General features: G+C 58.0%; 24 protein-coding genes. 12 read left to right on the top strand and 12 right to left on the bottom strand.

Annotated elements, in window-relative coordinates; all coding sequences use genetic code 11:
- Positions 1–6 precede the first annotated feature (6 nt).
- The gene (locus ACR0DH_RS01165) at positions 7–969 is read left to right on the top strand and encodes a LysR family transcriptional regulator (RefSeq protein WP_480546543.1); all 963 of its coding nucleotides are present in this window, start codon (positions 7–9) and stop codon (positions 967–969) included.
- Here the strand turns inward: ACR0DH_RS01165 and ACR0DH_RS01160 are convergent.
- Positions 936–1,397, bottom strand: coding sequence for a low molecular weight protein-tyrosine-phosphatase (locus tag ACR0DH_RS01160; RefSeq protein WP_480546541.1), 462 nt, complete (start codon positions 1,395–1,397; stop codon positions 936–938). The two genes, ACR0DH_RS01165 and ACR0DH_RS01160, sit on opposite strands and share 34 nt — an antisense overlap.
- Before the next feature lie 28 nt (positions 1,398–1,425).
- Here ACR0DH_RS01160 and ACR0DH_RS01155 point away from each other — a divergent pair, with 28 nt between their 5' ends.
- Positions 1,426–2,118 carry an NAD-dependent deacylase gene (locus ACR0DH_RS01155; protein ID WP_480546539.1) on the top strand — a complete coding sequence of 231 codons (693 nt, stop codon included), beginning with the start codon at positions 1,426–1,428 and terminating at the stop codon, positions 2,116–2,118.
- A 61-nt stretch (positions 2,119–2,179) separates the two neighbouring features.
- Entirely contained in the window at positions 2,180–2,788 is a 609-nt protein-coding gene (locus tag ACR0DH_RS01150; RefSeq protein WP_480546537.1) for an HdeD family acid-resistance protein, read from the top strand.
- Between the two features lie 94 nt (positions 2,789–2,882).
- Here ACR0DH_RS01150 and ACR0DH_RS01145 read toward each other — a convergent pair whose 3' ends face one another.
- The 5 genes from ACR0DH_RS01145 to meaB all read right to left on the bottom strand — a co-directional run bounded on the left by ACR0DH_RS01145 (position 2,883) and on the right by meaB (position 6,877).
- Complete coding sequence (locus ACR0DH_RS01145; protein ID WP_480546535.1) at positions 2,883–3,362, bottom strand: copper chaperone PCu(A)C; 480 nt, start codon at positions 3,360–3,362, stop codon at positions 2,883–2,885.
- 47 nt (positions 3,363–3,409) lie between these two features.
- Entirely contained in the window at positions 3,410–3,760 is a 351-nt protein-coding gene (locus ACR0DH_RS01140) for a hypothetical protein (protein WP_480546533.1), read from the bottom strand.
- A 397-nt stretch (positions 3,761–4,157) separates the two neighbouring features.
- Entirely contained in the window at positions 4,158–4,445 is a 288-nt protein-coding gene (gene rpmB, locus ACR0DH_RS01135) for a 50S ribosomal protein L28 (protein WP_480546531.1), read from the bottom strand.
- Positions 4,446–4,564: 119 nt separating this feature from the next.
- Positions 4,565–5,755 (bottom strand): Hint domain-containing protein, encoded by a 1,191-nt coding sequence (locus ACR0DH_RS01130; RefSeq protein WP_480546529.1) that lies wholly within the window; start codon positions 5,753–5,755, stop codon positions 4,565–4,567.
- 144 nt (positions 5,756–5,899) lie between these two features.
- Positions 5,900–6,877 (bottom strand): methylmalonyl Co-A mutase-associated GTPase MeaB, encoded by a 978-nt coding sequence (gene meaB, locus ACR0DH_RS01125; protein ID WP_480546527.1) that lies wholly within the window; start codon positions 6,875–6,877, stop codon positions 5,900–5,902.
- A gap of 122 nt (positions 6,878–6,999) precedes the next feature.
- Between meaB and hrpB the strand changes: the two genes are divergently transcribed.
- Both hrpB and ACR0DH_RS01115 read left to right on the top strand, forming a co-directional pair.
- Positions 7,000–9,450: an ATP-dependent helicase HrpB gene (gene hrpB, locus ACR0DH_RS01120; protein WP_480546525.1), complete on the top strand. Its 2,451-nt coding sequence runs from the start codon at positions 7,000–7,002 to the stop codon at positions 9,448–9,450.
- 160 nt (positions 9,451–9,610) lie between these two features.
- A complete protein-coding gene (locus ACR0DH_RS01115; RefSeq protein ID WP_480546523.1) occupies positions 9,611–10,072 on the top strand; it encodes an NUDIX hydrolase in 462 nt (153 codons plus the stop codon).
- A 280-nt stretch (positions 10,073–10,352) separates the two neighbouring features.
- Here ACR0DH_RS01115 and ACR0DH_RS01110 read toward each other — a convergent pair whose 3' ends face one another.
- Complete coding sequence (locus ACR0DH_RS01110; protein ID WP_480546521.1) at positions 10,353–11,351, bottom strand: 2-dehydropantoate 2-reductase; 999 nt, start codon at positions 11,349–11,351, stop codon at positions 10,353–10,355.
- A gap of 74 nt (positions 11,352–11,425) precedes the next feature.
- Complete coding sequence (locus ACR0DH_RS01105; protein WP_480542136.1) at positions 11,426–12,388, bottom strand: pirin family protein; 963 nt, start codon at positions 12,386–12,388, stop codon at positions 11,426–11,428.
- Between the two features lie 271 nt (positions 12,389–12,659).
- Between ACR0DH_RS01105 and ACR0DH_RS01100 the strand changes: the two genes are divergently transcribed.
- Positions 12,660–13,136, top strand: a complete 477-nt coding sequence (locus tag ACR0DH_RS01100) for a twin-arginine translocation pathway signal (RefSeq protein ID WP_480546519.1) — start codon at positions 12,660–12,662, stop codon at positions 13,134–13,136.
- An 8-nt stretch (positions 13,137–13,144) separates the two neighbouring features.
- Positions 13,145–13,741: a ferric reductase-like transmembrane domain-containing protein gene (locus ACR0DH_RS01095; RefSeq protein ID WP_480547286.1), complete on the top strand. Its 597-nt coding sequence runs from the start codon at positions 13,145–13,147 to the stop codon at positions 13,739–13,741.
- Here the strand turns inward: ACR0DH_RS01095 and argF are convergent.
- Positions 13,738–14,664 (bottom strand): ornithine carbamoyltransferase, encoded by a 927-nt coding sequence (gene argF, locus ACR0DH_RS01090; protein WP_480546517.1) that lies wholly within the window; start codon positions 14,662–14,664, stop codon positions 13,738–13,740. The genes ACR0DH_RS01095 and argF overlap by 4 nt on opposite strands.
- A 76-nt stretch (positions 14,665–14,740) precedes the next feature.
- On the bottom strand, positions 14,741–15,928 hold the full coding sequence (locus ACR0DH_RS01085) for an acetylornithine transaminase (RefSeq protein WP_480546515.1): 1,188 nt from the start codon (positions 15,926–15,928) through the stop codon (positions 14,741–14,743).
- A gap of 302 nt (positions 15,929–16,230) precedes the next feature.
- Here ACR0DH_RS01085 and ACR0DH_RS01080 point away from each other — a divergent pair, with 302 nt between their 5' ends.
- Positions 16,231–17,124, top strand: coding sequence for a DMT family transporter (locus ACR0DH_RS01080; protein ID WP_480546513.1), 894 nt, complete (start codon positions 16,231–16,233; stop codon positions 17,122–17,124).
- On the opposite strand, the gene ACR0DH_RS01075 is transcribed toward ACR0DH_RS01080, so the two are convergent.
- Entirely contained in the window at positions 17,106–17,909 is an 804-nt protein-coding gene (locus tag ACR0DH_RS01075; RefSeq protein WP_480546511.1) for an ABC transporter permease, read from the bottom strand. The genes ACR0DH_RS01080 and ACR0DH_RS01075 overlap by 19 nt on opposite strands.
- A 125-nt stretch (positions 17,910–18,034) precedes the next feature.
- On the opposite strand from ACR0DH_RS01075, the gene ACR0DH_RS01070 reads away from it, so the two are divergent.
- Positions 18,035–18,610: a GcrA family cell cycle regulator gene (locus ACR0DH_RS01070; RefSeq protein ID WP_170531686.1), complete on the top strand. Its 576-nt coding sequence runs from the start codon at positions 18,035–18,037 to the stop codon at positions 18,608–18,610.
- A 139-nt stretch (positions 18,611–18,749) separates the two neighbouring features.
- Positions 18,750–19,493, top strand: a complete 744-nt coding sequence (locus ACR0DH_RS01065) for a hypothetical protein (RefSeq protein WP_480546509.1) — start codon at positions 18,750–18,752, stop codon at positions 19,491–19,493.
- Between the two features lie 4 nt (positions 19,494–19,497).
- Here the strand turns inward: ACR0DH_RS01065 and ACR0DH_RS01060 are convergent, their stop codons facing one another.
- Positions 19,498–20,574 (bottom strand): DUF2235 domain-containing protein, encoded by a 1,077-nt coding sequence (locus ACR0DH_RS01060; RefSeq protein ID WP_480546507.1) that lies wholly within the window; start codon positions 20,572–20,574, stop codon positions 19,498–19,500.
- A gap of 596 nt (positions 20,575–21,170) precedes the next feature.
- Here ACR0DH_RS01060 and ACR0DH_RS01055 point away from each other — a divergent pair.
- Together ACR0DH_RS01055 and ACR0DH_RS01050 are read left to right on the top strand one after the other, a co-directional pair.
- Entirely contained in the window at positions 21,171–24,260 is a 3,090-nt protein-coding gene (locus ACR0DH_RS01055; RefSeq protein ID WP_480546505.1) for a valine--tRNA ligase, read from the top strand.
- 140 nt (positions 24,261–24,400) lie between these two features.
- Positions 24,401–25,564, top strand: coding sequence for a benzoate/H(+) symporter BenE family transporter (locus tag ACR0DH_RS01050; protein ID WP_480546503.1), 1,164 nt, complete (start codon positions 24,401–24,403; stop codon positions 25,562–25,564).
- The last annotated feature ends 18 nt before the right edge of the window (positions 25,565–25,582 follow it).

The following is a 25,582-nucleotide window of genomic DNA, read 5'->3' as shown; positions in this document are numbered from 1 at the left end:
TGTGCGATGGTGATGAAAGGGCTGACCCTGCGGGGCCTTGAGGTGTTTGAGGCTCTGGCACGGACCGGATCGGTGGCGCAGGCGGCCGAGATCACGGGGCTCAGCCAGCCCTCGGTTTCCCAGCAATTGCGCAATCTGGAAAAGGCCTTGGGCACCGATCTGGTGGATCACGGGCGGCGGCCGATGCGGCTGACGCAGGCCGGGCGCAGCTTTTTGACCCGCGCGCAGGCGGTTTTGGCTGAGTTGCAAATGGCCCAAAGCGAATTGACCGTGATGGATCTGGGGCATCTCACAACTTTGTCCATCGGTCTGATCGACGACTTCGACAATGACCTAACACCTCGGCTGGCGACACTGCTGGCTGACAGCCTGACCCGATCCAAATTCAAGCTCATCACCCTACCCAGCCTGGACCTGTTTGCCGAGTTAGAGGCCCAGCGCCTGCATCTGGCGGTTTCCGCCCATAGCGGCGAAGTGCTGGAAGGTGTCATCGAGTACCCGCTGGTACAGGATCCGTTCATACTGGTCGCTCCGGCTGGCGCGGGTGATGCGCAGACCGTCGTGCAGAACCTGCCTTTTCTGCGCTACGCACGTGAGCAACTGATCAGCCGCCAAATCGAAGGGCATCTGGCCCGTCAGCAGATTGACTATGAAGAACGGTTCGAGATCGGCTCACACCTGGCGCTGATGGCCATGGTTGCACGCGGTCTGGGCTGGGCCATCACAACGCCGCTGGGCTATATGCGTGCGGCACGGTTTCACGACGACATGCAGGCCCATCCCTGCCCGTTTGGCGCATTTGCCCGCACCATTTCATTGTTCACCCGAACGGACTGGTCCGATCAGGTGCCGCAAGAGGTGGCAGGCATGATGCGGCGCTTGATGCAAAGCCAGATCATTGACCCGGCGACGGCGAAACTGCCCTGGCTCAGTGATCAACTAAAGGTGCTGGACGACCCATCCAAGTGATCGAGCAACCCGGCGATGGCGATCTCGATCAAATCCAACGCCCCGTCAAAATCCCGCGTATAGTAAGGATCGGGTACATGATCGGCACCGGCTTGGGGCGCGAACTCTGTCAACAGCCGAACTGGCGTGTCGTTTCCATCCGGCCTAAGGGCTTCGATGTTCGCGATGTTGTCGGCATCCATTCCTATGATCAGATCGAACTGATCAAAATCCTTAGCCACAAACTGCCTTGCGCGCAGATCGCCTAGCTCGACGTCACGGGCACGCGCAGAAGATTGCATGGGACCATAAGGCGGGTTGCCAATATGCCAACCCGCAGTTCCAGCACTGTCGGCCATGTGATGCGGGGCTTGGGCGCGAAACACACCCTCGGCCGCAGGTGACCGACAGATATTGCCCAAACAGACAAAGAGGATACGCTGTGTCATAAGCAATCTTCTATCGCGCAGAGGACAAATGGAAAAGATCGTCATTCTCACCGGAGCAGGCATTTCCGCCGAAAGTGGCCTTAGCACCTTTCGGGATGAAGGCGGGTTATGGGCGCAACACAAGATCGAAGACGTCGCAACCCCCGAGGCGTTTGCCCGGAATCCGGCTTTGGTTCAGGGATTTTACAACACCCGCAGGGCTCAGGCCGCTCAGGTCCACCCCAATGCTGCGCATCGAGCCCTTGCGCGGTTGCAACAGGATTGGCCCGGAGATGTGGTCATAGTGACGCAAAACGTGGATGGCTTGCACGAGGCTGGTGGTGCCACAGCGGTGATCCATATGCATGGTATCCTGTCTGGTGCATTATGTGCGGCTTGTGGTCATCGATGGACGGCACCGCCAGAAATGGCCCCTGACGAGCCCTGCCCGGCCTGCGCCGCCCCTTCCGGGCGGCCTGATATCGTCTGGTTCGGCGAGATGCCCTATCATATGGACAAGATTTTCGATCATCTCGCCACCGCTTCGATCTTTGCCGCAATCGGCACGTCTGGTCAGGTCTACCCCGCCGCTGCCTTTGTGCACGAAGCGCAGGCAACAGGGGCGCACACCATTGAAATCAATCTGGAGCCGACAGGTGGTGGTTTCGATGATCGCCTTCTGGGCAAAGCAACCGAAACTGTACCAAGATGGGTTGATCGGTTGCTGATGGCAAAGACTTAAGACAACATGGGCGGCAAATTGCACGATCAAATGCATCACCTCCCTCAGGAGAAGCCGCGACATGACAGATCAAGACCCAAAAACCGGTGAAATTCTCGAAGACGGCAGCATGGCTGACCGCGACCAGCTTAGCGCTCAGCTGTCCAGTCTTTGGTGGACCTTCTTGGTTCGCGGTGTTTTGGCCGGTGCTGTTGGCATTGCCGCGCTCTTCTGGCCCTCTGGCAGCATTGCATTGCTACTGCGCTTGGTCGGGGCCCTGCTGATCATTGATGGCGGGCTAACGCTGCTTGGGGTCGGACGCCGGGGCCTGTTAGGTGGCGCAGCCATCGGTGCAGTACTGATCGGACTGATCTTGCTGATCTGGCCTGAGGGCACCGTGAAATTGGCCTTCTTCCTGTTGGGGGCCTGGGCGCTGATTATTGGCATAGGCTCACTGGCTGCGTCGCAGCAGATGAATGAGCGTGATCCGCAACGCGGTTCGATGCGCGGTTCGGGGATTGCGGCACTGATCGTGGGTCTGGTGTTGATGATCTGGCCCGCCATTGCGCTGGTCGCGCTGGGATGGGCGATTGCATTCTCGGCGCTTGCCATTGCGGTTGTCATGTTCTGGCTGGCAAACCGTCTGCGCAGCGCCAACGACCGGATCGGCATGAAGACCATACATCGCTAGGAAAGATCACGAGCCACCTTGCAAACAGGCCGGGCAATGCCCGGCCTGACGCATGGATGACGGCCGCAAACCGGCCCGAAGACAGGCGTTGCTGCTAGTTCGAATGGGATCCGTGATCGTGACCATGCTTGTCCTGGCGCTCCAGATCCACTGGGATGTCTAGAACAACCTCTCCGGCCTGCTCAAACACCAGTGTGACGGGAACCGTGGCACCGTGCTCAAATGGGGCTTTCAAACCCATCAACATCACATGCGCACCACCGCGTTTGAGCATATAGGTCCCGCCTGCAGGGATGGTAAAGCCTTCCTCGACATGGACCATCTGAGCCACGCCGTCATCGTTGATCTTATGCGTGTGCAACTCTACCCGGGCTGCGGCATCTGATGTTGCACTGATCAAGCGGTCATCCGTCTCGCCCTGGTTCTGGATCATCATGAACGCGGCCCCTGCCTTGGCGGCTTTGCCGGATGAACGGGCGTAGGCGTCGTCAACAATGATCTGGCTGTCAGCAAAGGCCGGAACGGCCAGAAGGACGGTTGAAAAAGTAGCGAACAGGGTTGTTTTGAGGGACATTGTGCCTCTCCTTATGTGTCTAGCGGTCTGAAAATCTGTAGGTCGGGTCAGACCAAGACAGGAGGTGCACGTGCGGGTGTGTCCGGGACGGGAGCTGCGACAAGGTTGTCCGTCTCACGAATTGGCGTGGGAAGCCGAAGAACCGGGGCCTCGGGCTGCGCGGGTTGTGCATCCGCAACCGCCCCCAACAGGGTCAGCGCATAGTCGGGGCAATAATGTGGTGGGGCTGTTGGCTGTCCATTTGCGTCAACATGGACAACAACAGGACCGTTTCCCGTACACAGGACCATCTGGCCCGTCGCCATATCCACGCCACGCGACACAGCAATACTCTGCCCGGTCAGAACCAGCAGCAGAGACAAAATTACCGGCAAAAACTTATGAAACGCAGATCTCATCCTGACCTGCATATAGGCCAGACAGATGAAACGCTTCAAGCGCCAAACAGTCGCGCTTGAAGCGTTTCTTAGTAATCCAGCCCAGGCCGTTTAACGACCCCTTTAGTCAGGCTGGTATGGGAGCGATTCACCTGACGCTGAATACGCGTGCAGGCTAAAATTGCTTTTTTGATAACGGTCGAAAGCAACAGGAAAATATAGAAACTCTTTAACGACATCACTCGGCCCCCAACCCAAAGAATGTAGTCAACATACGCCCTACATCTGCGCGCGTATGTGAACTGTTTCACGGTCGTTACAATTTATTTGAACTTTTTTGGGGCCCGAGCTGAATCGCAAAACGAAAAACCCCGCACCAATCGGGTACGGGGTCATTCAAACGGAATGTCAAAGAGGGTTACGCCGACACTTGTGCCTTGGCGATTTCCTTTTTCACTTTCAATGCGTTCGCAGACAGCTCTTCATCCTTGGCCTTCGCCAGGAACGCGTCCAGACCACCGCGGTGGTCGACAGAACGCAGCGCAGCCGCCGAGATACGCAGCTTAACGCCACGGCCCAGGGTTTCGGACTGCAGGGTGACATCGTTCAGGTTCGGCAGAAAACGACGACGAGTTCTGTTTTTGGCGTGGCTGACATTGTTGCCAGTCATCGGGCCTTTTCCGGTCAGTTCGCAACGGCGCGACATGGTTTCTTCCTTTGTTTCTGGAGGCCGGGCAAAACGCCTGCGGCCAAATCACAAGGGGCGCAACCCGAAGTCGCGCCCGAAAACTGGTTGGATGCGTGTAGTGGGAATCGCAGGAAGGGTCAAGACGGGTTACGCGGAATATTTGCGCCCTCTGTACCTTCCCTGAATGCCGGCGCGACCGGCGCATGCAACAGGGGTTTATTGTTTTTTAAATGACGCGAAACCAGCCGGGTCTGTAACTTGCCACGTGGGATCAGCCGCGCCGGGTCGGGGCTGTGATCGTGATCCGCCAGCTCCGGGAATATCTTGAATATCTCACGCCGCGCAGAGATGCTGAGCGATTTCAACGCCTCAGGCCCGGAATACAAGCTCTCAGTTGGGGCGCCTTCAGCATAGATCACCTCATGCCGGTCAAACAGCAAGTGGAAATACTCGACCGATTGCACCTCTTGATCCACATAGATACCCGGCACTGAGGTCAGCTTGATCGCCGGGATAAGAACTTCAGCTGCTCCAAACATGCGCTGCGCGATTTTGGATTGAACCAGCATCCTGTGCTGGCGCGAGACCAGCAAATCGCGGTTAGGCATCCCTTGCCCCAAGGCGCCTGCCACGATGCGTACCGGGCGCAGTTTGGGGTCCTGTTCAAGGTCACGGGTTGTGAACGCCCGCCGTCCCGTCCAACGCACTGTTTGGGGTCCCAAGCCAACCGTCTGGACCCTGTCCCCGGCCATGATGTTCTGGATCGGGCGAAACCCACAATTCGTCGCGATCAGAGTATCGCGGGTAAAGCACGGAAACCCGGCACCATTTTCGAAACCTGTATACGTAACAGTTGTTCCCGACGGCAGGGTAAACGACCCGCTGGAAAGCGAATAGCTCGTGCCTGCCACGACTGTGATTGTGCCGAACGTACTGTCAGTGATCACGGTACCTTCGGGTAGGTTCAGCGTATCGGTACCACCGCCGCCTTCGACCGTACCTGACACACTGGTGCTTTGGAAATCCAGCGTATCGTTGCCATTCCCCAATGCAATGCTGCTTATGTCGGACCCACGGACAACGACGGTATCCGCGCCCCCTCCGGCATTCAGCGTTCCAACTGTGCTGCCGGTGATGGTAATATCGTCACCACCCCCGTTGCCACGTACAACTCCGATAACCGTGCTGTTCGTAACCGTGATCTGGTCGCTGCCTCCACGGCCGCGAATATTGTCAATCGGAGTACCCTGAGGCGTACCATTCAACGTACCGTTGTCATCGGTAACGTCGATTATGTCGTTGCCATTGGTACCCCTTATATTGGGCATCGTCCTCTATTCCCAAGCAACAGTCAGGTCTAAGATAGCAACCAATTACGCGACCAGATCGGCATGATCCGATACAATACGCAACCATAGTGCGATGAGACGCCGCGCGCATCAAGGCCCGGGCCAAAACACCCGAAGACTGAATCAGGTGGCAGAGAGTTTTGACAACATATGCCGCGCAGCGGTCGTGGGGCTGATCGTACCTTGACCCACCTCAGTGCTCAGCTCATCCATTTCCCGGCGCGCCTCGGGTGTGTCGAGACGGGCCAGCAGAGCATGCCGAACCTCTTGATCGAACCAGTAGCGGGCCTGTGCAGCTCGGTTTGTTGTCCAAAACCCGTTGTCCCGCCGCCATTGGCTGAGCGACTGTATTTCTGTCCAGGCTTGGTCGAGGCCATGTTCTTCAATGGCTGAGACTGTCATCGCTTTGGGAAACCCCTCCGGGTCCTGCGGGCGTTTGCGTAACAGGCGCAGGGCACCGGCATAATCCGCGCAGGTGCGTGTCGCCGTCGCCTTCAGGTCGCCATCGGCCTTATTGATCAGGATGATATCTGCCATCTCCATTATACCGCGTTTGACACCCTGCAACTCATCCCCGCCCGCCGGAGCAAGCAGCAGCAGGAACAGATCCGAGAGCTCGGACACTACAGTTTCCGACTGGCCGACGCCCACGGTTTCGATCAATACGACATCATATCCTGCCGCCTCACACAGCGCGATGGCTTCGCGCGTGCGACGGGCAACACCCCCAAGCTGGCTTTGGCTGGGAGAAGGCCGGATAAAGGCGTTTGGATCACGGCTCAGACGTTCCATCCGGGTCTTGTCACCCAGGATAGACCCCCCGGACCGGGCCGAGCTTGGATCGACGGCAAGAACAGCAACGCGCAGGCCTTGCCCGGTCAACATCATGCCAAAGCTTTCTATGAAGGTGGATTTACCCACGCCCGGCGTACCCGACAGGCCAATCCGCAATGATTGTCGGCCTGACTGCGCCAGATAACTCAGAAGTTCCGAGGCCTGCTCCCGATGATCTGCACGGATGCTCTCGACCAGCGTGATTGCACGCGCCAGGGCCCGGCGTTCACCTTGCACGATCCTTTCACCCAATTCAGCTATGTCCATCCGCCCGGCCTCTTTTGGAGATTTGCCCTAAATGACGGTGCCGCGTAGCAATTGTCCAGAGCGCATCCAGTGTTTTGGCTGGGCCTTCTGGACGTTGACCAGCGCTTTGGCGATAAGGCGGTATGACACGACTACCAATAGACGACGCGCTGCCCGACTTGATTTCAGCCCTCCGGGACCATGGGCGCGCCGTTCTTCAAGCCCCGCCGGGCGCGGGTAAGACAACCCGCGTTCCTCTGGCAATGCTAAAGGCCGGTCTTTGTACCGGTAAGATCGTGATGCTGGAGCCGCGCCGTCTGGCCGCACGCGCCGCGGCTGAACGCATGGCGGATACGCTGGGTGAGCGCGCGGGTCAAACCGTCGGCTACAGGGTCCGTGGTGAGGCCAAAACCTCGAACTCCACACGGATTGAGGTCGTGACCGAAGGTATCCTGACCCGAATGCTGCAATATGACCCTGATCTTCCTGGTGTCGGGGCTGTGATCTTTGATGAGTTTCACGAACGATCCCTGAACGCGGATCTAGGTCTGGCGCTGTGCCTTGAGGTCGCCGGGGCGTTGCGCGATGACCTTATCCTCGTGGCGATGTCGGCCACGCTGGACGCTGAGCCGGTCGGGCGGTTAATGGAAGCCCCTCTCGTGACCTCGGAAGGGCGCAGCTATCCGGTTGAAACCCGCTGGCTGGACCGTCCGTTGGGCCCACAGGCCAGACGGTTGGATGCGCTGATTGATCTGGTTGAAACGGCAGTGTCCGAGACGCCGGCGATTGGCGGCGGCATTCTGGTTTTCCTACCCGGCGAAGGTGAAATCCGACGGGCCGAAGCAGCGCTGAACAAGCGCCTGCCAAAGACCTGCACGTTACGCCCTTTGTTCGGTGCCCTGCCTTTTACTGCCCAGAGCGCGGCCATCGCACCGGTTGAGGCCGGACGCAAAGTGGTGCTGGCAACATCAATCGCGGAAACCTCGCTGACCATTCCCGACATCCGCGTGGTCGTGGATATGGGTCAGGCGCGACGGTCGCGGTTCGATCCGGGCTCGGGCATGTCGCGGCTGGTGACCGAACGCGTCACACGAGCCGAAGCCACCCAGCGAACTGGCCGCGCGGGCCGCGTGGCCGAAGGGGTCTGTTATCGGTTGTGGTCAAAGGGCGAGGAAGGTGCCTTGCATGCCTATCCGCCCGCAGAAATTGAGGCCGCTGACCTGGCCGGACTGGCTTTAGAGCTTGCCTTATGGGGTGCGGAAGCTGGTGATCTAGCGTTTCTGACCCCTCCACCCGATGGCACATTGGCCGAGGCACGATCCCTGTTACGAATGCTTGGCGCGCTGGATGGCAAAGGGCGGATCACAGATCACGGGCGGCGTTTGGCATCCCTGCCGCTACACCCGCGTTTGGGCCATATGCTGGTTCGCGCCGGAACACAGGCAGCCCCGCTGGCCGCGTTACTGGCTGAACGAGATCCCCTTAAGGGCGCTCCGGTCGATCTGACCCTCAGGATGGCTGCGATACGCGATACACGCGCTTTTCAAAGGGAAAAGCCCTGGCAGGTCAATCCAAGCGTCGTGGATCGGATCAAAGGCGAAACGAAACGTCTGCGCGCGATGATCAAACCTCAGGACGAAACCCTCAGCGCCGCAGCGATGGCGGCACTCGCCTATCCCGATCGGATCGGACAAAGGCGAAATGGGGATACACCAAGCTATGTCCTGTCGGGCGGCAAAGGCGTGGTGCTGGAAAACGACGATACCCTGGCCACTGCGCCCTATCTTGTCGTGCTCGACACCGATGGGAACCCGCGCGAAGCCCGCGTGCGGATGGCGGTGCCAATATCCGAACGCGACATCCGCGATCAGTTCGCTGACCAACTGTGTTGGGTCGATACCTGCACCTGGTCCAAGCGCGAACGGCGCGTAATCGCGCGACAGCAGGAACGGCTTGGCGCAATCACCCTGAGCGACCGCCTGTGGAAAGACGCTCCCGATGACACCGTGGTACAAGCTATGCTGGACGGTGTGCGCGATCTGGGGCTGCGCCTGGAAGGCGCCGCCGCGCGTTTTGCCGCGCGGGTCGAACTGGTACGCGCCGATGGGATTGATCTGCCGGATTTTTCAATCGAAGGGCTGATGTCTTCAATCGAAGATTGGCTATTGCCCATGCTGTCTGGCGTGCGCAGCGCCGAAGACTGGAAACGCTTTGACCTACTACCCGCGCTCCGGGCGCGGCTGGATTGGGAACAGATGCAAGAGTTGGACAAGCGTGCGCCGGGGTCTTTCAGCACGCCATTGGGGCGCAAAGTGCCGATTGACTATGGAGGCGACGTACCTGAAATCGCAGTTCGCCTACAGGAGCTTTTCGGGGTTGCGCAACATCCCGTTGTCGCAGGCGCGCCGCTTAAGATCACCCTGCTGTCCCCTGCGCAGCGCCCTATTCAGATCACGCGGGATTTGCCCGGGTTCTGGTCCGGGTCCTATGCGGATGTCCGCAAAGATATGCGAGCGCAGTATCCCAAACACCCGTGGCCCGAAGATCCGACGCAAGCAGACCCTACCCTGCGCGCTAAACGCCGCAGAAGCTGAGGCAAATCGGGGGATCAGCCACCAAAGACCACAAAAAGACACATATTTCCTTAAAAATGGGTAAAATATTAATCTTTTGGTCACGGATTTGTTGAAATATCATGACTCAATTGTTACCTGATCGGCCGAAGAATCGAGAAAAGCACCTGATATTTTGACTATGTCACATTGGTTTCGCAACATATGGGAAGAGGTCGCAAAACCCCTGTTTCTGCGCCCGCGCCGGGTGCAATTTGCAGCCCTGTGCACGCGACAAACCGATGCAGGGCCCGAAGTTTTGCTGATTACCAGCCGCGATACCGGGCGTTGGATAATTCCAAAAGGTTGGCCGATTGACGGGCTGGATGGCGCAGAAACCGCCGCGCAAGAAGCCTGGGAAGAGGCCGGTGTTGAAGCTGATATGGTTGAAAAGAACCCGTTAGGCCACTTCACCTACGACAAAATACTAAAAGACGGTTCTGCACAGCCGGTTCTGACAAGCGTTTATCGTGTTGCGGTACGCGCGCTGGCCGATGAATTCCCCGAAATTGGCCAACGAAAGCGCAACTGGGTTACCCCCAAAACGGCGGCGACCTTGGTCAGAGAGCCGGAATTGCAGGCCTTACTACAGAAGATCGAGTAGCACGTGTCGAAGCCAGCCAGAACTCGCGGCCCCGTTACTGGGAAACCACTGGCACTTTAACACTGCGAGCTCTCGTGTCGCCCGGCCGCACATGGGCTCAGTTGAAGGTCTTGATGGGACTGATTGAAATAGTCGGTTCGGCAATCCATAGGGAGCATCGATCGTTCATGCTGCCGCGGAGATGGTCTAGCAACATAGATCGACGTTGGAAAACACCCGCTGTCAGCGCCCCGGGCAAATCCGCCAGGAACATCAAAGGCACGGTCTTATCCAGACTGATCTACCTGCCTCTGAACGCCTTTGCCCCGGGCCGTATCTCCTGTGGGCGCACGGGCGGCGCGGGTCGCTGTTGGATCAAATCAGAAACTCGAGCACAAATTGGTGTCTTCATGCCCGTTTGCTCTGCGAGACGCATAACCTCACCTTGAAGGCTATCAATTTCCGTTTTGCGACCCTGCATCAAATCATAGGCCATCGAAGTGCGTGCGGTTGGGTCAATCGTCAGCATCTTCGACGCTACACGCATAAAGATCGGCGTTGGCAGACGCAGAATGAAAGGTGTCAGGCCGGCGGGTAACGGCGTAGTCGACGCGACCGGCTTACCCGCAGCTTTCAGCACATTCAATGCCTCGGCCATCTGGTCGGCCATCAGGCAGCGCCATTGTCGATCCATCAACTGATCGACAAGTGTTAGTCCGGACAAGGCGTTCAGCGCATTGTTCAGATTGATGACCAGTTTGCCCCACTGGACCGCTTCGATCTGATCGCTTGCCGAGATTGGCAGATTAGGGCTGTTCAGGCGTTCAGCCAAGTTTCCGGGGCCGGTCCGAACTACGATGTCACCGGATGTGGCACAGTGGTAGGTTGCGGGTTCAGTCGGGACCACATTAAACGGTACCATGCCCGCGCGCACGTCGTAGCCAGGCAATGCGTCGCGCAGGGTTTGGACATTCTGGATCCCATTTTGCCAAGATAGAACGGGCACCCCTTGTGTCGCATGAATAGCAATCAGACCCGCCATTTCAGACGTGGCCCCAGATTTTACCGTCACGATGATCGCATCGGCACCACCGAGGCATTTGGGATCATCGCTTAGAGTCAGCTTCTGCGCGGGCAGATGGCGATGCAGCCCCGCATAGTTTGTGACCGTCAGGCCCTGCTTTCGGATCGGTTCCAATACCCGGGGCCGCCCAAGCAAGGTGACTTCGTGACCGGCATCAGCCAGCAGCGCACCGCAATAGCATCCGATACTGCCAGCCCCAGCGATGACAATCTTCATGGCGATCCCTCCGCTTTGCAAAGGATCACCGGGTTCTCAGCCCGGGACAAGCCCATGGCTCAATGACGTCGCGTTCACCGTGCCAGACGGGGCTTGGTGCGTTCCAATTCCTCTGAGATCGGAATGAACTCCTGATCATCCCCGGGCGGCAGATGGAATGCGCCATTGGCCCAATCTGCGGTTTTCCACTCGCGGGTTGCGGTTTCGATCTTTTCTTTCGACGAGGATACAAAGTTCCACCAGATATACCGGTCCTCGTTCAACGTCGCCCCGCCCAACAGCATGAGCCGCGCGCCAAGAGGCCCTGCTGTAACCGAAAGTTTGTCGCCTGGGCGGAAAACCATCATGCGCCCCGCGTCGAACCTGTCTCCGGCGATCTCAACCTGACCTTCGGTGACATAAACGCCCCGATCTTCATGATCGTCGGGCAGCGGGAAGGATGCACCAGGGTCGAGCTGCACATCCAGATAGAAGGTTTCAGACAGCATGGTCACCGGGCTTGTTTCGCCATAGGCTGAACCCAAGATCAGCCGCGCGCTGACACCCGCATCCTGAATATGCGGCAACGCGCCCTGTTTGTGATGCTCGAAATCAGGGGCCATGTCTTCATGTTGTTCTGGCAGTGCGATCCAGGTCTGGATACCGAACAGACTGTTTCGCTTGCCTCGGGTCTCATCGCTCGTACGTTCTGAATGGGTTACGCCGCGTCCGGCAACCATCCAGTTGACCTCACCCGGATAGATCATCTGGTGGGTTCCCAGGCTGTCGCGGTGCTCGAACTCACCCTGATAAAGATAAGTCACGGTACCCAGCCCGATATGGGGGTGAGGGCGCACGTCGATTCCGCCTTCGGTGATGAATTCCGCCGGGCCCATCTGGTCGAAAAAAATGAAAGGTCCCACAAGCTGCCGCTGAACCGAAGGCAGTGCTCGGCGCACCTCGAACCCGCCAAGGTCACGCGCGCGCGGGATGATCAAAGTGTCCAATGCCGGGTTTTCGGATAGGCATTCGGGATTGTGGGTCGGATTCCAACTCATTCCTGCTCTCCCAGTCGGGCGGCCCGAGGGGCCATATTGCGTTCACAAATGTGAATATAGGGCGAAACGTGTGCGGTAAAAGCGCATCAACGCACAGTTTGCGTGCAGGGAGATATCAGTGTTGGCAACAGGCACCAAACCTCACAGAGGCGTGAGGGCGAAACCTTGCGATTCCATTCGACGCGACCTCGGAATCGTCCGCGCATGTGCTATCTTTGGATATAGAGGCCATTGAACGAAGGGCTGCATTAGGTTCGACAGGAGAGTATCCATGACCCGCCTACTAATCACGCGCCGGAACCTGATCGCTACCGGAACAGCCGCACTAGCAGGCGGATTTACACCGGCACTGGCGGCTGGCGTTGCTCCTACTCCATCGATGCGAGGTGGGTCGAACAATTATCGCCCGGGCGCTCCGATCGTTGAACGGATCGGTGGCGGCGGCTTTTGGATGACAGGCTCGGTGCGCCGCGCGGGCGATGGGGCTCCCTTGCCGGGTCAACGCATCCAGATCTGGGCCCATACCACCGAAGGGCACGAGCGCGATCCGCAAAGCCATGGCGCGACACTAACGGATGCAAATGGTGAATTCCGGCTGGAAATGCCACAAATCGTTCCAGCCTTTGGTCAACCACATGGTCACCTGGCCTATGACAGTGGCACATATGAGACTGTGTTTCTGCGCCCGGTGATGTCCAGCTCTAAGGATAAAACGCTGGCTGCGCATTTCGTGTTGCAACCGATCTGACCCTCGTGATCCGTAAAATCGCACTCTGGGCGAGCCTGTTTGCCGCACTGGCCATTCCTTTGATGGTCGCAGGCTTCAGCCCATTGCTGGCATGGCGCGACCCTGTCTACATTGCGGCCGGTTTTTCGGGGATCATCGGCCTAGGTCTGCTGTTGGTTCAGCCCCTGCTCGCGGCCAGAGACCTGCCTGGCCTGACCCCAATGACCAGCAGAAACCTGCATCGCTTGTTGGGCGTCACGCTGATCATCTCCATTTTATTGCATGTCGGAGGTTTGTGGATCACCAGCCCGCCTGATGTTGTTGATGCGCTGCTATTCGTTTCACCGACACCATTTTCCGCCTGGGGTGTTGTCGCGATGTGGGCCGCCTTTGGCGCCGCTGTGCTGGCCCTTTACCGAACGCGCCTACGCCTTCGGTTTCGCATCTGGCGGCTGGGTCATGCGGGGCTCGCAACTATCACCATTCTAGGCAGCGTGATCCATGCGATGCTGATCGAAGGCACGATGGAAGTCATAAGCAAGACTGCACTCTGTGTGCTGGTTGTTTTGGCGACCGCGCAGGCGCTCGCCAAATTGCGGGTATGGGATGTGAAGCGAAGGGCTTAGACGCCCAGACACCAGCGCATTACCGCCTTTTGCGCATGCAGGCGGTTCTCGGCTTCATCAAAAATGACCGAGTTCGGGCCGTCCATAACCTCGGAAGTTGCTTCTTCTTCACGGTGTGCGGGCAGGCAATGCATGAACAGCGCATCCTGTTTCGCATGGGACATCAGTTCGGCGTTGACCTGATAAGGGCGAAGCAGGTTGTGGCGACGCTCTTTCGCGGACTGAGAGTCATGCATGGACACCCAGGTATCCGCAACAATTAGGTCAGCCCCTTCGACAGCTTTATGGGGGTCGCGTTCGACGATTACCTTTGAGCCCCGCTGACGGGCAAAGCCCATGAACTCTTCCTCGGGGTCGAACTGGGCCGGGCCAGTAAAGGTGAAGTCAAATCCAAACTGTCCGGCAGCATGCAGGAACGAGGCGCAGACATTGTTGCCGTCCCCTGTCCAGACGACCTTTTTGCCTTTGATCGGTCCGCGATGTTCTTCGAAGGTTAGGACATCGGCCATGATCTGGCAGGGATGGGTTCGGTCGGTAAGTCCGTTGATCACCGGCACGTCCGAATATTCGGCCATTTCGGTCAGAATGGTTTCGTCAAAGGTCCGGATCATGATCATATCGACATAGCGCGACAGAACGCGGGCGGTGTCAGCGATGGTTTCGCCATGGCCCAGCTGCATGTCCTTCCCTGACAGAACCATAGTCTGCCCCCCCATCTGGCGAACGCCCACATCAAAGGAAACACGCGTCCGGGTTGATGGTTTTTCAAAGATCAGCGCAACCATGCAGCCCTTGAGGGGCTGTTCATCATCCGGCGCGGCTTTGCGGAGACCCAAACGGGCCTGTTTCATTTCGCTGGCCTGATCGATCATCGCTCTAAGGGATGCGGTATCGGTTTTGTGGATATCAAGGAAATGGTTCATGGCGTATCGCTTTTTGTTGTCGACGGGCGGGGGCTCTGCCCCCGAACCCCCGAGGTATTTTTTAACAGAAGAAGGGTCATGCGGTGGCAAGTTGGCCTTCAACCTGTGCGGCAGCCTTGTCGAGGCGGATCAGAGCTTCGACGATGTCATCCTCGCTGAGGGTCAAGGGCGGTAGCAAGCGGATCACGTTGTCGGCAGCGGGCACAGTAATGACCTGGTTGTCATAACCTGCGTTGACGACTTCGATATTCGCCGCCTTGCATTTCAGGCCCAACATCAGGCCGGATCCGCGCACCTCTTCAAAGACATCCGGATGTGCGGCAACCAGACCTTCGAGTTTCTGACGCATCAAGCCCGCTTTTCGGTTGACGCCCTCAAGGAATGCGGGTGTGGCAACCTGATCAATCACGGCGCAGCCCACAGCGCAACCCAGCGGGTTCCCCCCATAGGTCGAACCATGAGTGCCAGCAGTCATGCCGCTGGCGGCTTCTTCTGTGGCCAGCACTGCGCCTAAAGGGAAGCCTCCGCCAATGCCTTTGGCGACCATCATGATATCCGGGGTGATGCCCGCCCATTCATGCGCGAAGAGTTTGCCAGTGCGGCCCACGCCGCATTGCACTTCGTCCAGGATCAGAAGCAGGCCATGGTCGTCGCAAATCTGGCGCAAAGCTTTAAGTTCGGCATCGGGAACAGGCCGAATACCTCCTTCACCCTGCACTGGCTCGATCATGATCGCAGCGGTGGTTTCGGAGATGGCGTTGGTCACACCGTCGAGATCTCCGAAGGTGAGATGCACAAAGCCGGGCAACAGAGGGCCGAAGCCCTTGGTCATCTTCTCGGACCCGGCGGCGGCGATACCAGCCGAGGAGCGGCCGTGGAACGAGCCATCAAAGGTGATGATCTCGACCCTCTCGGGCTGGCCTTTGTCATAGAAATACTTGCGGGCCATTTTGACGGCCAGTTCACAGGCCTCGGTGCCCGAGTTGGTGAAGAACACGGTATCCGCAAAGGTGTGTTCGACAAGCTTATCGGCCAGCGCCTGCTGCTGCGGAATGTGGTAGAGGTTCGAGACATGCCACAGCGCATGCGCCTGTTCCGTCAGCGCATTGACTAACGCCGGATGCGCGTGGCCAAGCGCGTTCACCGCGATCCCGGCACCGAGGTCCAGAAAACGTCGGCCATCCGCCTCAGTCAGCCAGGCACCTTCGCCCTTCACAAAAGTCAGGGGCGCACGGTTATAGGTCGGCAGAACGGACGGGATCATCGGATCATCCTTTTAAGATAGCTTAAGCCCTGTGAGTGATACACCGGGGCCATGGTCGTCAACTGATTTGGTGAGATTTGCGGCGCTTTACACGGCGCAAAGAGATCAAACGAAGCGGTTACGCAGAAAAGCGTCGGCGTCGGAGGCGCAGGATATGTGCGGTTTTGATCATGCGGGCCGTATAGCGACCCGTAGCGGTTCTGGAAACCCATAATTTGCGTCGTGCAAGAAATATTGCTCAGCATCGCTGCGCCTTGCAGTTACGTCTTGCCATTCTGGACGCGCTGCCCCACCGGTAGACCATGTTCGAACCCAAGGATCAGAATCCGCCACTGGCCGCCCTGCTGATTTTCTTCGCCAGCGCCTTTATTGCTGCAACGACCTTGTTGGCCAAGGCGTTGGGAACAGAAACGCTCGGCCCGCCGCTTCACCCAATGCAAATCAGCCATGGGCGGTTTTTGTTTGCGTTTGTGGTGATTGTCAGCGCAGTTGGCATTCTGCGCCCGCAGTTGCGGCGCCCCCATTGGAAGCTGCATATTGGTCGAACAAGCTTTGGCTGGCTTGGCATCACACTGATGTTTGCCTCGGTCGCGTTCATTCCAATCGCAGATGCAACGGCAATTTCCTTCTTGAACCCGGTCTTTGCGATGGTGCTTGCAATTCCTTTGCTGAAAGAAGGTGTTGGACCATGGCGCTGGCTGGCTGCTGCTGTATCGCTGGCAGGTGCGTTGATCCTGCTACGCCCAACCCCAGAAAGCTTTCAGCCCGCAGCATTGTTAGCCTTGTCGGCTGCCGCTGTAATAGGAATGGAACTGATTTTCATCAAAAAACTCTCAGGCAAGGAAATTCCTATCCAAATCCTACTGGTTAACAACTCGATGGGATTGGCCATCGCATCCGTTGCTGTCGTCTTCGTCTGGCAAATGCCCAACCCAGCACAATGGGCTGCGCTAATTGGAATCGGTGTCTTGATGGCCTGTGCCCAAGCCTGTTTCGTGAATGGTATGGCGCGTGCGGATGCCTCATTCGTGGCACCGATCAGCTATGCAACACTGATCTTTGCTGCGATCTATGATTTCGCCGTGTTTCGAGTCGTGCCGGATCCGGTCAGCATCATCGGCTCGTCCATCATCATTGCCGGAGCGTTGATCCTGGTCTGGCGTGAAGCGCGGCAGCGTCAGGCCTTGAGCCGGTAACCCTTGCGCAACATCCACCATGTCATCGTACAGACCAGCAGAGTTGCCAGGCTGCACACAATGGCCCCCAAAACGGGAGAGCTGTCAGACACACCGATCATGCCGTATCGCAACCCGTCGATCAGATAGAAAACCGGGTTTACATGGCTGATCGCGTTCAGAACCGGAGGCAGGGCGTCGACGGAATAGAATGTGCCCGACAAAAACGCCAAAGGTGTAACGATGAAATTGGTGATCGCAGCCATCTGATCAAACTTGTTGGCAAAGATACCGGCGAACAGGCCCAACGCGCCCATGAAAGCGCCTCCGAGAAGCACAAAGACCAGTGTGACCAAGGGATTCTGCGGAGCAATAGACAAGTAAACCCAAAAGGCCAGGGACACAACGCAGGCGATCAATGCGCCCCGTGCGATCCCACCTGCCAGGTAACCCAACATAATCTCAAGCGGTGACAGGGGCGGCATCAACGTATCAACGATATTGCCCTGCACTTTGGCGATCACCATCGAGGACGAGGTATTGGCAAAGGCGTTTTGAATAACGGTCATCATCATGATGCCCGGCGCAAGGAAGGTCAGGAATGGCACACCCATCACATCTGGCCTGCTGGGACCGATGGCGATTGTAAAAATTAGCAGAAACAAACCAGCCGTCACCAAAGGGGCCAGCAGAGTTTGTGTCCAGACCGCCAGAAAGCGCAGAGTTTCGCGCTGCGCCAGCGTATAAAGCCCCATCCAATTCACCGCACCGAACCGGCGCGTGCCCTGATCCACAAGATTCTGCATGTCTGCCCCATAGCTGATTCGAAGACCGCTTGTAACTCGGCCCGCAGTGATTAGAATAGGGCGCTGAAACAAATTCCCAAGGCGGCCCGAATCCGGGGCCGCTTTCCGCTTTTGAAAGGCAAATGATGTCCTGGACTGACGAGCGTGTAGAGCTGCTGAAGAAGATGTGGGGCGAGGGCCAGTCGGCCAGCCAGATCGCAAAAGAACTGGGTGGCGTGACCCGCAACGCCGTGATCGGCAAGGTACACCGTCTGGGCCTGTCAAACCGCGCAACCGGCGCGACCCCGGCGAAATCCGAGCCCAAGGAAAAGCCTGCCCCCTCACCCAAGGTCGAGGCCAAGCCCAAAGCTGCACCCAAGACTGAACCCGCTCGCCCCGCGCCAGCGCCTGCGGCCGAGTCAAAACCTGCGGTTCCTGCCCGCCGGCAGATCATCCCGGCCGGTCAGCCGTTGCCGCCGCAGCCTTCAGCCAATGAAATCAGCCCCGAGGCATTGGCCAAGGTCAACGAGGTTGAGAAGAAGGCCAAGAAGCTGACGCTGATGGAACTGACCGAAAAAACCTGCAAATGGCCCGTGGGTGACCCGGCAACCGATGATTTCTGGTTCTGCGGTCTGCCGGTTGAGCCCGGAAAACCCTATTGCGAGGCCCATGTAGGTGTGGCGTTCCAGCCCATGAGCTCACGCCGCGACCGGCGGCGGTAACGGCACATCGGGTGCAATTCAATTGTCTTGGTTTTGCACCTTTCGAACAAACACTGTCTTTGGCAAGCCGTTACCTTGAAAGAGGTTGGCTTGTCCTAAATATTTCAGTCTTCGCCGGGTATTTCGCTTTGAGGCCCGTTTGAAACACAAAGTTTTATTCTTTGCCTATGCCGCACTAATTATTCTGGCTTACCTACAACCATTCAACAACACGGTGTACACCCCTTCCGCGTCTGGCAAAGGCCAACCCTTTTGGGTGCAAACTTTATACCTTTCAACTTGGATAGCCCCAATCCTACCTCTGGCAATCGCAGGATTTGTATCAATGGGGGTGCACTACATACCAGCCACTCTTGCCAAGCTTTGTGCTGCAATATCGGCTGTTGCAGGTATCTTTCTGACGCTGGCATCAGGAGTTTTTTCTCTGTTTTCAGAAACCCAGGTAGTTCATGGAATCAGTCTGACGATTGCCGTCTCATCCAGCTTTCTTGTTTGGTCGGGGAGTGACGGAAATCCAAAACCCTCATGGTTAGCCAAAATCGGGGTTTCGATTGGAACAGTGGCAGCGCTTTGGTCTCTTGTGACAGTTCCTATGATCCAAGTTCAAGCTCACATCATCGCGAATGGGTCACCTTTCTGCATTGCGCATCACTCACCGCGATCCACAGTCGAGACACTTTATGAACTACGTGGGTTTTCTTTTTACACCGAAGCGACGGGCTGCAAATCCACTTCCGATTGGTTCTTTCACGGCCTGATGATCGTGGATCATCCAGACGCACAACGCATTTACAACTGGTCCCCACGGCGATGGCGGTTCGATCAGGTTGAGCGCCCAGACGCATTTGTCGCGACTGTAAGGAATGTTTGCATTCCAACCTGAACCCTCATCGCGCCGGATAGGTCGCTTCGTCTGACATCGGCACCCAACCCGGCAGATCCTGAGGCGATACCGAGACGTGCAGTTGTTCGGATCGATCCTGTCCGACCCTGCGATGCTTGCGTAGCAAGAAAATCTTGCCCCACCCCCGCCAAGTGCCCACCGAAGGCGCGCTGACATCTGTTGGGAACCGGTCCCTCCACCCGTCTGGCAAAGGCAGCCCATGTCGCTCGGCCTTATCCAGCATCCAGATCATCGAGATATTGCTAAGCGGTCGGGCCTGTTCGAACCCGTTCAACTGACCACCTACATCTCCATGGCTGCCGCGGAACCAGACCTGTTCAACATGGCCTTTAAAGTCGGGTTTGCACTGCCAGAGAACGGGCTCATAGACTTCACGCGTCTCATCCAGGGCCATGGCGTGATAGCCATGGCGCGTTGCTTGCCCCAGATGATGGTTGTGAAAAGCGTGCCTGTCTTCTGCCCAGCGCCACAACAATGGCAGACGCAGCCCAAGCGCCTTTACGGTATCCCAGACGCCAATCATCTCGATGGCAAGGTCGTCATGGCAGAACTTGCCCCGGAAATCCCGCGCCGCCGCGCCCGAAGGGTTGCACTCATAGTGGCGGTAGGCCTGTTTGATATTGCGCTCGGTTGCGTGCTCGGCCTTAAGCAGGCCGATCATATCGATCACCCCGGCCAGGCTGCGCACGCCATAGGCACCGCGTGAGTAACCCATGAAATAAATACGATCCCCCGGTTTGTACCGCGATGCCAGATATCCATAAGCGCGCCTGATTTGCCGGTTGATCCCACGCCCCATCATCACATCCAGCGAGGATTTCCAGCTGTCCCACTGTACGCCAGCTTCATAGAAAACGGATACTTGGCTGCCCATCTCCTTGCACAGTCGGTAAGTCTGACCCGCGTGGGTTTCGAATCCCGGTTCGAGCGTCGACATGGTCCCGTCCAGAATGATGACATGGCTGATCGGCTCGCGATGCCGCACTTCGGCAGAATGCTCGGACCGCAATGGCCGCCCAAGCCATCCCAGTACCTTTCTGCTTAGCCGCGACCAAACCATATCTCAACCACTCCTGTACTCTGCAAGGTTGCGCGCGCGTCTCAGCATCGCACCTCCTCTGACCCTGGTCGCATGCGCACCAATAGCCTCTGCATCCGCCTCTCACCCCCGCAACACCAACGAGCGTCCAGCTTAAGGCGCGCTGATAAACGCGGCATGGAGATAAACTTAAGGATGGGCATCCTGCCCCTGCCGGACAAGGCACCCAACGAAACCGTGAGCCTCTGCGCCATCATCTCGATCCTAGTCAGCCATTTGGGCAGCATCATGGCCAAGTCCGTCACCTGCTTCAGCGCCTTCAATAGAACCACCATATGTCTGAATATATTACGAAAGTTCAAAACCAGTGCAAATCTCCAGAAAGCGTCTGTCGCCGGGTCACGAAACTGACAGCAAAGCTACATGTTGTCCCGCCGCGCGGCCCTGTGACCACACCGTAAGAGTGTGATCGACCCGACCATCCGTTGTCTGTGGTGTGGTTCACGGTCGCGATGAACTTCGCCGCTGAGGGGAATTGGCGGCAAAGCCTTCCACTTTCGCAAACCTTTCGCTATTGCAGGCGCTGACCCTCAATTCGATGACGCAGGACGCATCCCATGGCGATGGAAAAGACATTCAACGCGGCCGAGGCTGAGGCCCGCATTTATGAGGCCTGGGAACAGGCCGGAGCCTTCAAGGCAGGCGCGAACAGATCGCGAGACGAAAGCTTTACCATCATGATCCCGCCGCCCAACGTTACCGGTGCTTTGCATGTGGGCCATGCGTTCAACAACACGCTACAGGACATCTTGATCCGCTGGCACCGCATGCGTGGGTTTGACACTCTCTGGCAGCCTGGTCAGGACCATGCCGGTATCGCCACGCAGATGCAGGTCGAAAAGATGCTGGCCAACACCCAGCAGCCCGGTCGGCGAGAGTTGGGCCGTGAGAAATTCCTTGAGAAAGTCTGGGAGTGGAAAGGCGAATACGGCGGCACGATCATTGAGCAGTTGAAACGCCTCGGCTCCTCCTGCGACTGGTCGCGCAACGCGTTCACGATGGCCGGCGCCGCGGGCGACCCGCGCACTGGCCATGAGAACTCGGCCAATTTCCACGATGCCGTGATCAAGGTCTTCGTCGACATGTACGAAAAAGGCCTGATCTATCGCGGCAAGCGCCTGGTCAACTGGGACCCGCATTTTGAAACTGCTATCTCGGACCTCGAAGTCGAGAATATCGAAGTCGCGGGCCACATGTGGCACTTCAAATACCCGCTGGCCGGGGGTGAGACCTACACCTATGTCGAGAAAGACGAGGACGGGAACATTGTGCTTGAGGAAGAGCGCGATTATATCTCGATCGCCACGACCCGCCCCGAAACCATGCTGGGCGATGGCGCGGTTGCGGTTCATCCCTCGGATGAACGTTATACGCCAATTGTCGGCAAACTCTGCGAAATCCCGGTTGGCCCGAAGGAACATCGCCGCCAGATCCCGATCATCACCGATGACTATCCCGATCCCGATTTCGGCTCGGGCGCGGTAAAGATCACCGGCGCGCATGACTTCAACGACAACATGGTCGCCAAGCGTGGCGGCATTCCGATGTACCGCCTGATGGACACCAAAGGCGCGATGCGGGCCGATGGCGCGCCTTATGCCGAGGCGGCGGATTTGGCGCAGGAATTTGCACGTGGGCGTGAGTTCACCGAGAACGAGATCGACGCGATCAACCTGATCCCCGACCACCTGCGCGGCCTCGACCGGTTCGAGGCGCGGGCGAAGGTGGTGGAAGAGATCACCGCTGACGGCCTGGCCGTCATGACCCGCGCAGACGATCCGCGTTTGGGTTCAACCGCTCTGAAGCCCGATCATGAGGGCGCAGACAAGCTGGTCCCGCTGGTCGAGAGCAAACCGATCATGCAGCCCTTCGGCGACCGCTCGAAAGTGGTGATCGAACCGATGTTCACCGACCAGTGGTTCGTCGACGCCGAAAAAGTCGTCGGCCCCGCGCTGGATGCGGTCAAGGACGGCACGGTCAAGATCATCCCCGAGTCGGGCGAGAAGACCTACTATCACTGGCTGGAAAACATTGAGCCCTGGTGCATCTCGCGCCAGCTGTGGTGGGGGCATCAGATTCCGGTTTGGTATCTTCTCGGGACTGGTGAAAACGCAGACCCGAAACCATTCTGTGCCGCAAGTTTCGATGAGCTGACTGAGCGCCTGAAGCAGGAGTTTGGCAGTGACGAAGTGGTCGAGATCACAATCAACTCTGAGCAATATGAACGGAGCGATTATGTCGCTCCAATGGACGTTCATCACGGAAACTGGGCAACAATCAACAATGGCTTTGCTCCGAATGGTGTTAAGAAGCTCTTAGTTTATCGCGACCCCGACGTCCTCGACACATGGTTCTCCTCCGGCCTCTGGCCCATCGGCACGCTGGGCTGGCCCGAGCAAACCGAGGAGCTGGAGCGCTATTTCCCGACGGACGTTCTGATCACCGGCTTTGACATCCTGTTCTTCTGGGTCGCCCGGATGATGATGATGCAACTGGCCGTGGTCGATCAGATCCCGTTCCACACCGTCTACCTGCACCAGCTCGTCCGCGACGAGAAGGGCAAGAAGATGTCCAAGACCACCGGCAACGTCATCGACCCGCTGGAGATCGTGGACGAATTCGGTGCGGATGCGCTGCGCTTTACCAACGCCTCGATGGCGGCGATTGGCGGCGTGCTGAAACTGTCGCGGGAACGCATCACCGGTTATCGCAACTTCGGCACCAAACTGTGGAACGCCGTCCGCTTTGCCGAGATGAACGAAGTCTTCACCGACGCCGTGCCGCAACTGGATGTGGCCGACCTGAAGCCCAAGGCGGCCGTGAACCGCTGGATCATCGGCGAAACCGCCCGCGTGCGAGAAGAAGTCGATGCTGCGCTGGAAAGCTATCGTTTCAACGATGCCGCGAATGGGCTTTATGCCTTTGTGTGGGGCAAGGTTTGTGACTGGTACGTGGAGCTATCGAAACCTCTGCTGCAAGGCGATGACGCCGAGGCGCAGGCCGAGACCCGCGCCACCATGCGCTGGGTTCTGGATCAGTGCATGGTCCTGCTGCATCCGATCATGCCCTTCATCACCGAAGAACTATGGGGCCTGACCGGCGTGCGCGCCAAGATGGTCGTCCACGCCGACTGGCCGACCTATGCGGCCACCGACCTGATCGACGCCGATGCGGATCGTGAGATGAACTGGGTGATCTCGGTGATCGAAAACACTCGCTCAGCCCGTGCGCAGATGCGCGTCCCCGCCGGCCTCTATGTGCCTATGCTGGTGACGGAAATCGACGACCACGGCCAAGCCGCATGGGACCGCAACCAAGCGCTGATCAAACGCCTCGCGCGGATCGACAGCCTGACCAAGACGGATGAGCTACCCAAAGGCACCATCTCGATCGCCGCCCCCGGCGCGTCCTTCGGCCTGCCGCTGGCCGATATCATCGACATCGGCGCGGAAAAGGAACGGTTGGAAAAGGCCAAGGGCAAGCTGGCCAAAGAACTCGGCGGTTTGCGTGGGCGTTTGAACAACCCCAAATTCGTGGCCTCGGCCCCGGAAGAGGTGGTTGAAGAAGCCAAAGCCAACCTTGCCGCCCGCGAGGAAGAAGAGGCGAAACTGAACGAGGCGCTTGCGCGTCTGGCCGAAATCGCCTGATCTTCATCTTTCCACAATCGCACAACTCAGAAACCCCGCCACGCGCTTTGGCGGGGTTTTCCTTTTCTCTGACGCTTTTGACCTTGTTCCCTGCAGGCTGCGATTGTTAGCAAATGCAAGTGGCAACCCCTGAGGACGCAATGACACAGCGCTTTCCCCCGATGCAGACCGTTTCAACCGGGTTGGTGGTTGCAATCGTTGGGTTCTTTAGCTCATTCCCGATTGTCTTGCAGGGGTTGGCCGCCATGGGTGCCTCGCCCGCTCAGGCCGCATCCGGCCTGATGTGCGCGGCCATCGCAATGGGATTGGCCGCCATCATTCTCAGCACAGTCTACAAGCAGCCAATCAGCGTCGCGTGGTCCACGCCGGGGGCTGCGCTGCTGGCTGTTTCGGCCACGCCGGTGGAGGGCTACTCCGGCGCTATCGGAGCGTTCTTATGCGCCGGCGCTCTGACGGTTCTGGCCGGGCTCTGGAAACCGCTGGGACGCCTGGCGGCGGCGATCCCGACTACGCTGGCTCAGGCGATGCTCGCTGGCGTGCTTTTGCCACTTTGTCTGGTGCCTTTCAAAGCAGCGGTAGAGATACCTTGGCAGGCCCTGCCGGTAATCCTGACCTGGTTCATCGCAGGTCGTTTCAATCGACTATTCGCCGTCCCCGCCGCTGTGATCGCGGCGGCCATTGTGGTGACGTTGAATGCCGGGGACGTCCAGTTGCGGCCCGATCAACTGGTAGCCGCCCCGGTCTGGATCATGCCTACGTTTTCAGTCGCGTCCGCAATAGGGATAGGCGTGCCGCTTTTCATCGTGACAATGGCAACGCAGAACATCCCCGGCGTCGCAGTGATGCGCAGCTTTGGCTACAAGCCAGACGCAGGTCGGTTGTTCTCGGCCGTTGGGGGCGCAAGTCTGCTGTCGGCACCTTTTGGCGCACCCGCAACCTGCCTGGCTGCGATCACCGCCGCGATGTGCTCGAACGAAGACAGCCATCCCGACCCTGCTCTGCGCTATTGGTCCGCGATCATGGGCGGCGTGTTCTACTGCCTGTTCGGCGTCTTTGCGGTGGCGATCACCAGTTTCGCCACACATGCAGATCCGTTGCTTATGGGTACTCTGGCCGGTGTAGCCCTGATAGGTGTAATGGCCAACTCAATGCACGCAGCATTGAACGTGCCTGCCGAGCGAGAGGCCGCCATTCTAACCCTGGCTATCACTGCCTCGGGCATCACCGTGTACGGGTTGGGGGCTGCGGTCTGGGGGCTGCTGGCAGGTGGAATCGCGTATCTTGTGTCAATCCGCGTGCGCTAGCGACTTTTACCAGCGCTT

The sequence above is a fragment of the Ruegeria sp. I1 genome, from assembly GCF_056532675.1.
The sequence above is the reverse complement of the archived record's forward strand: the minus strand, read 5'-3'. Positions and strand labels throughout refer to the sequence as shown.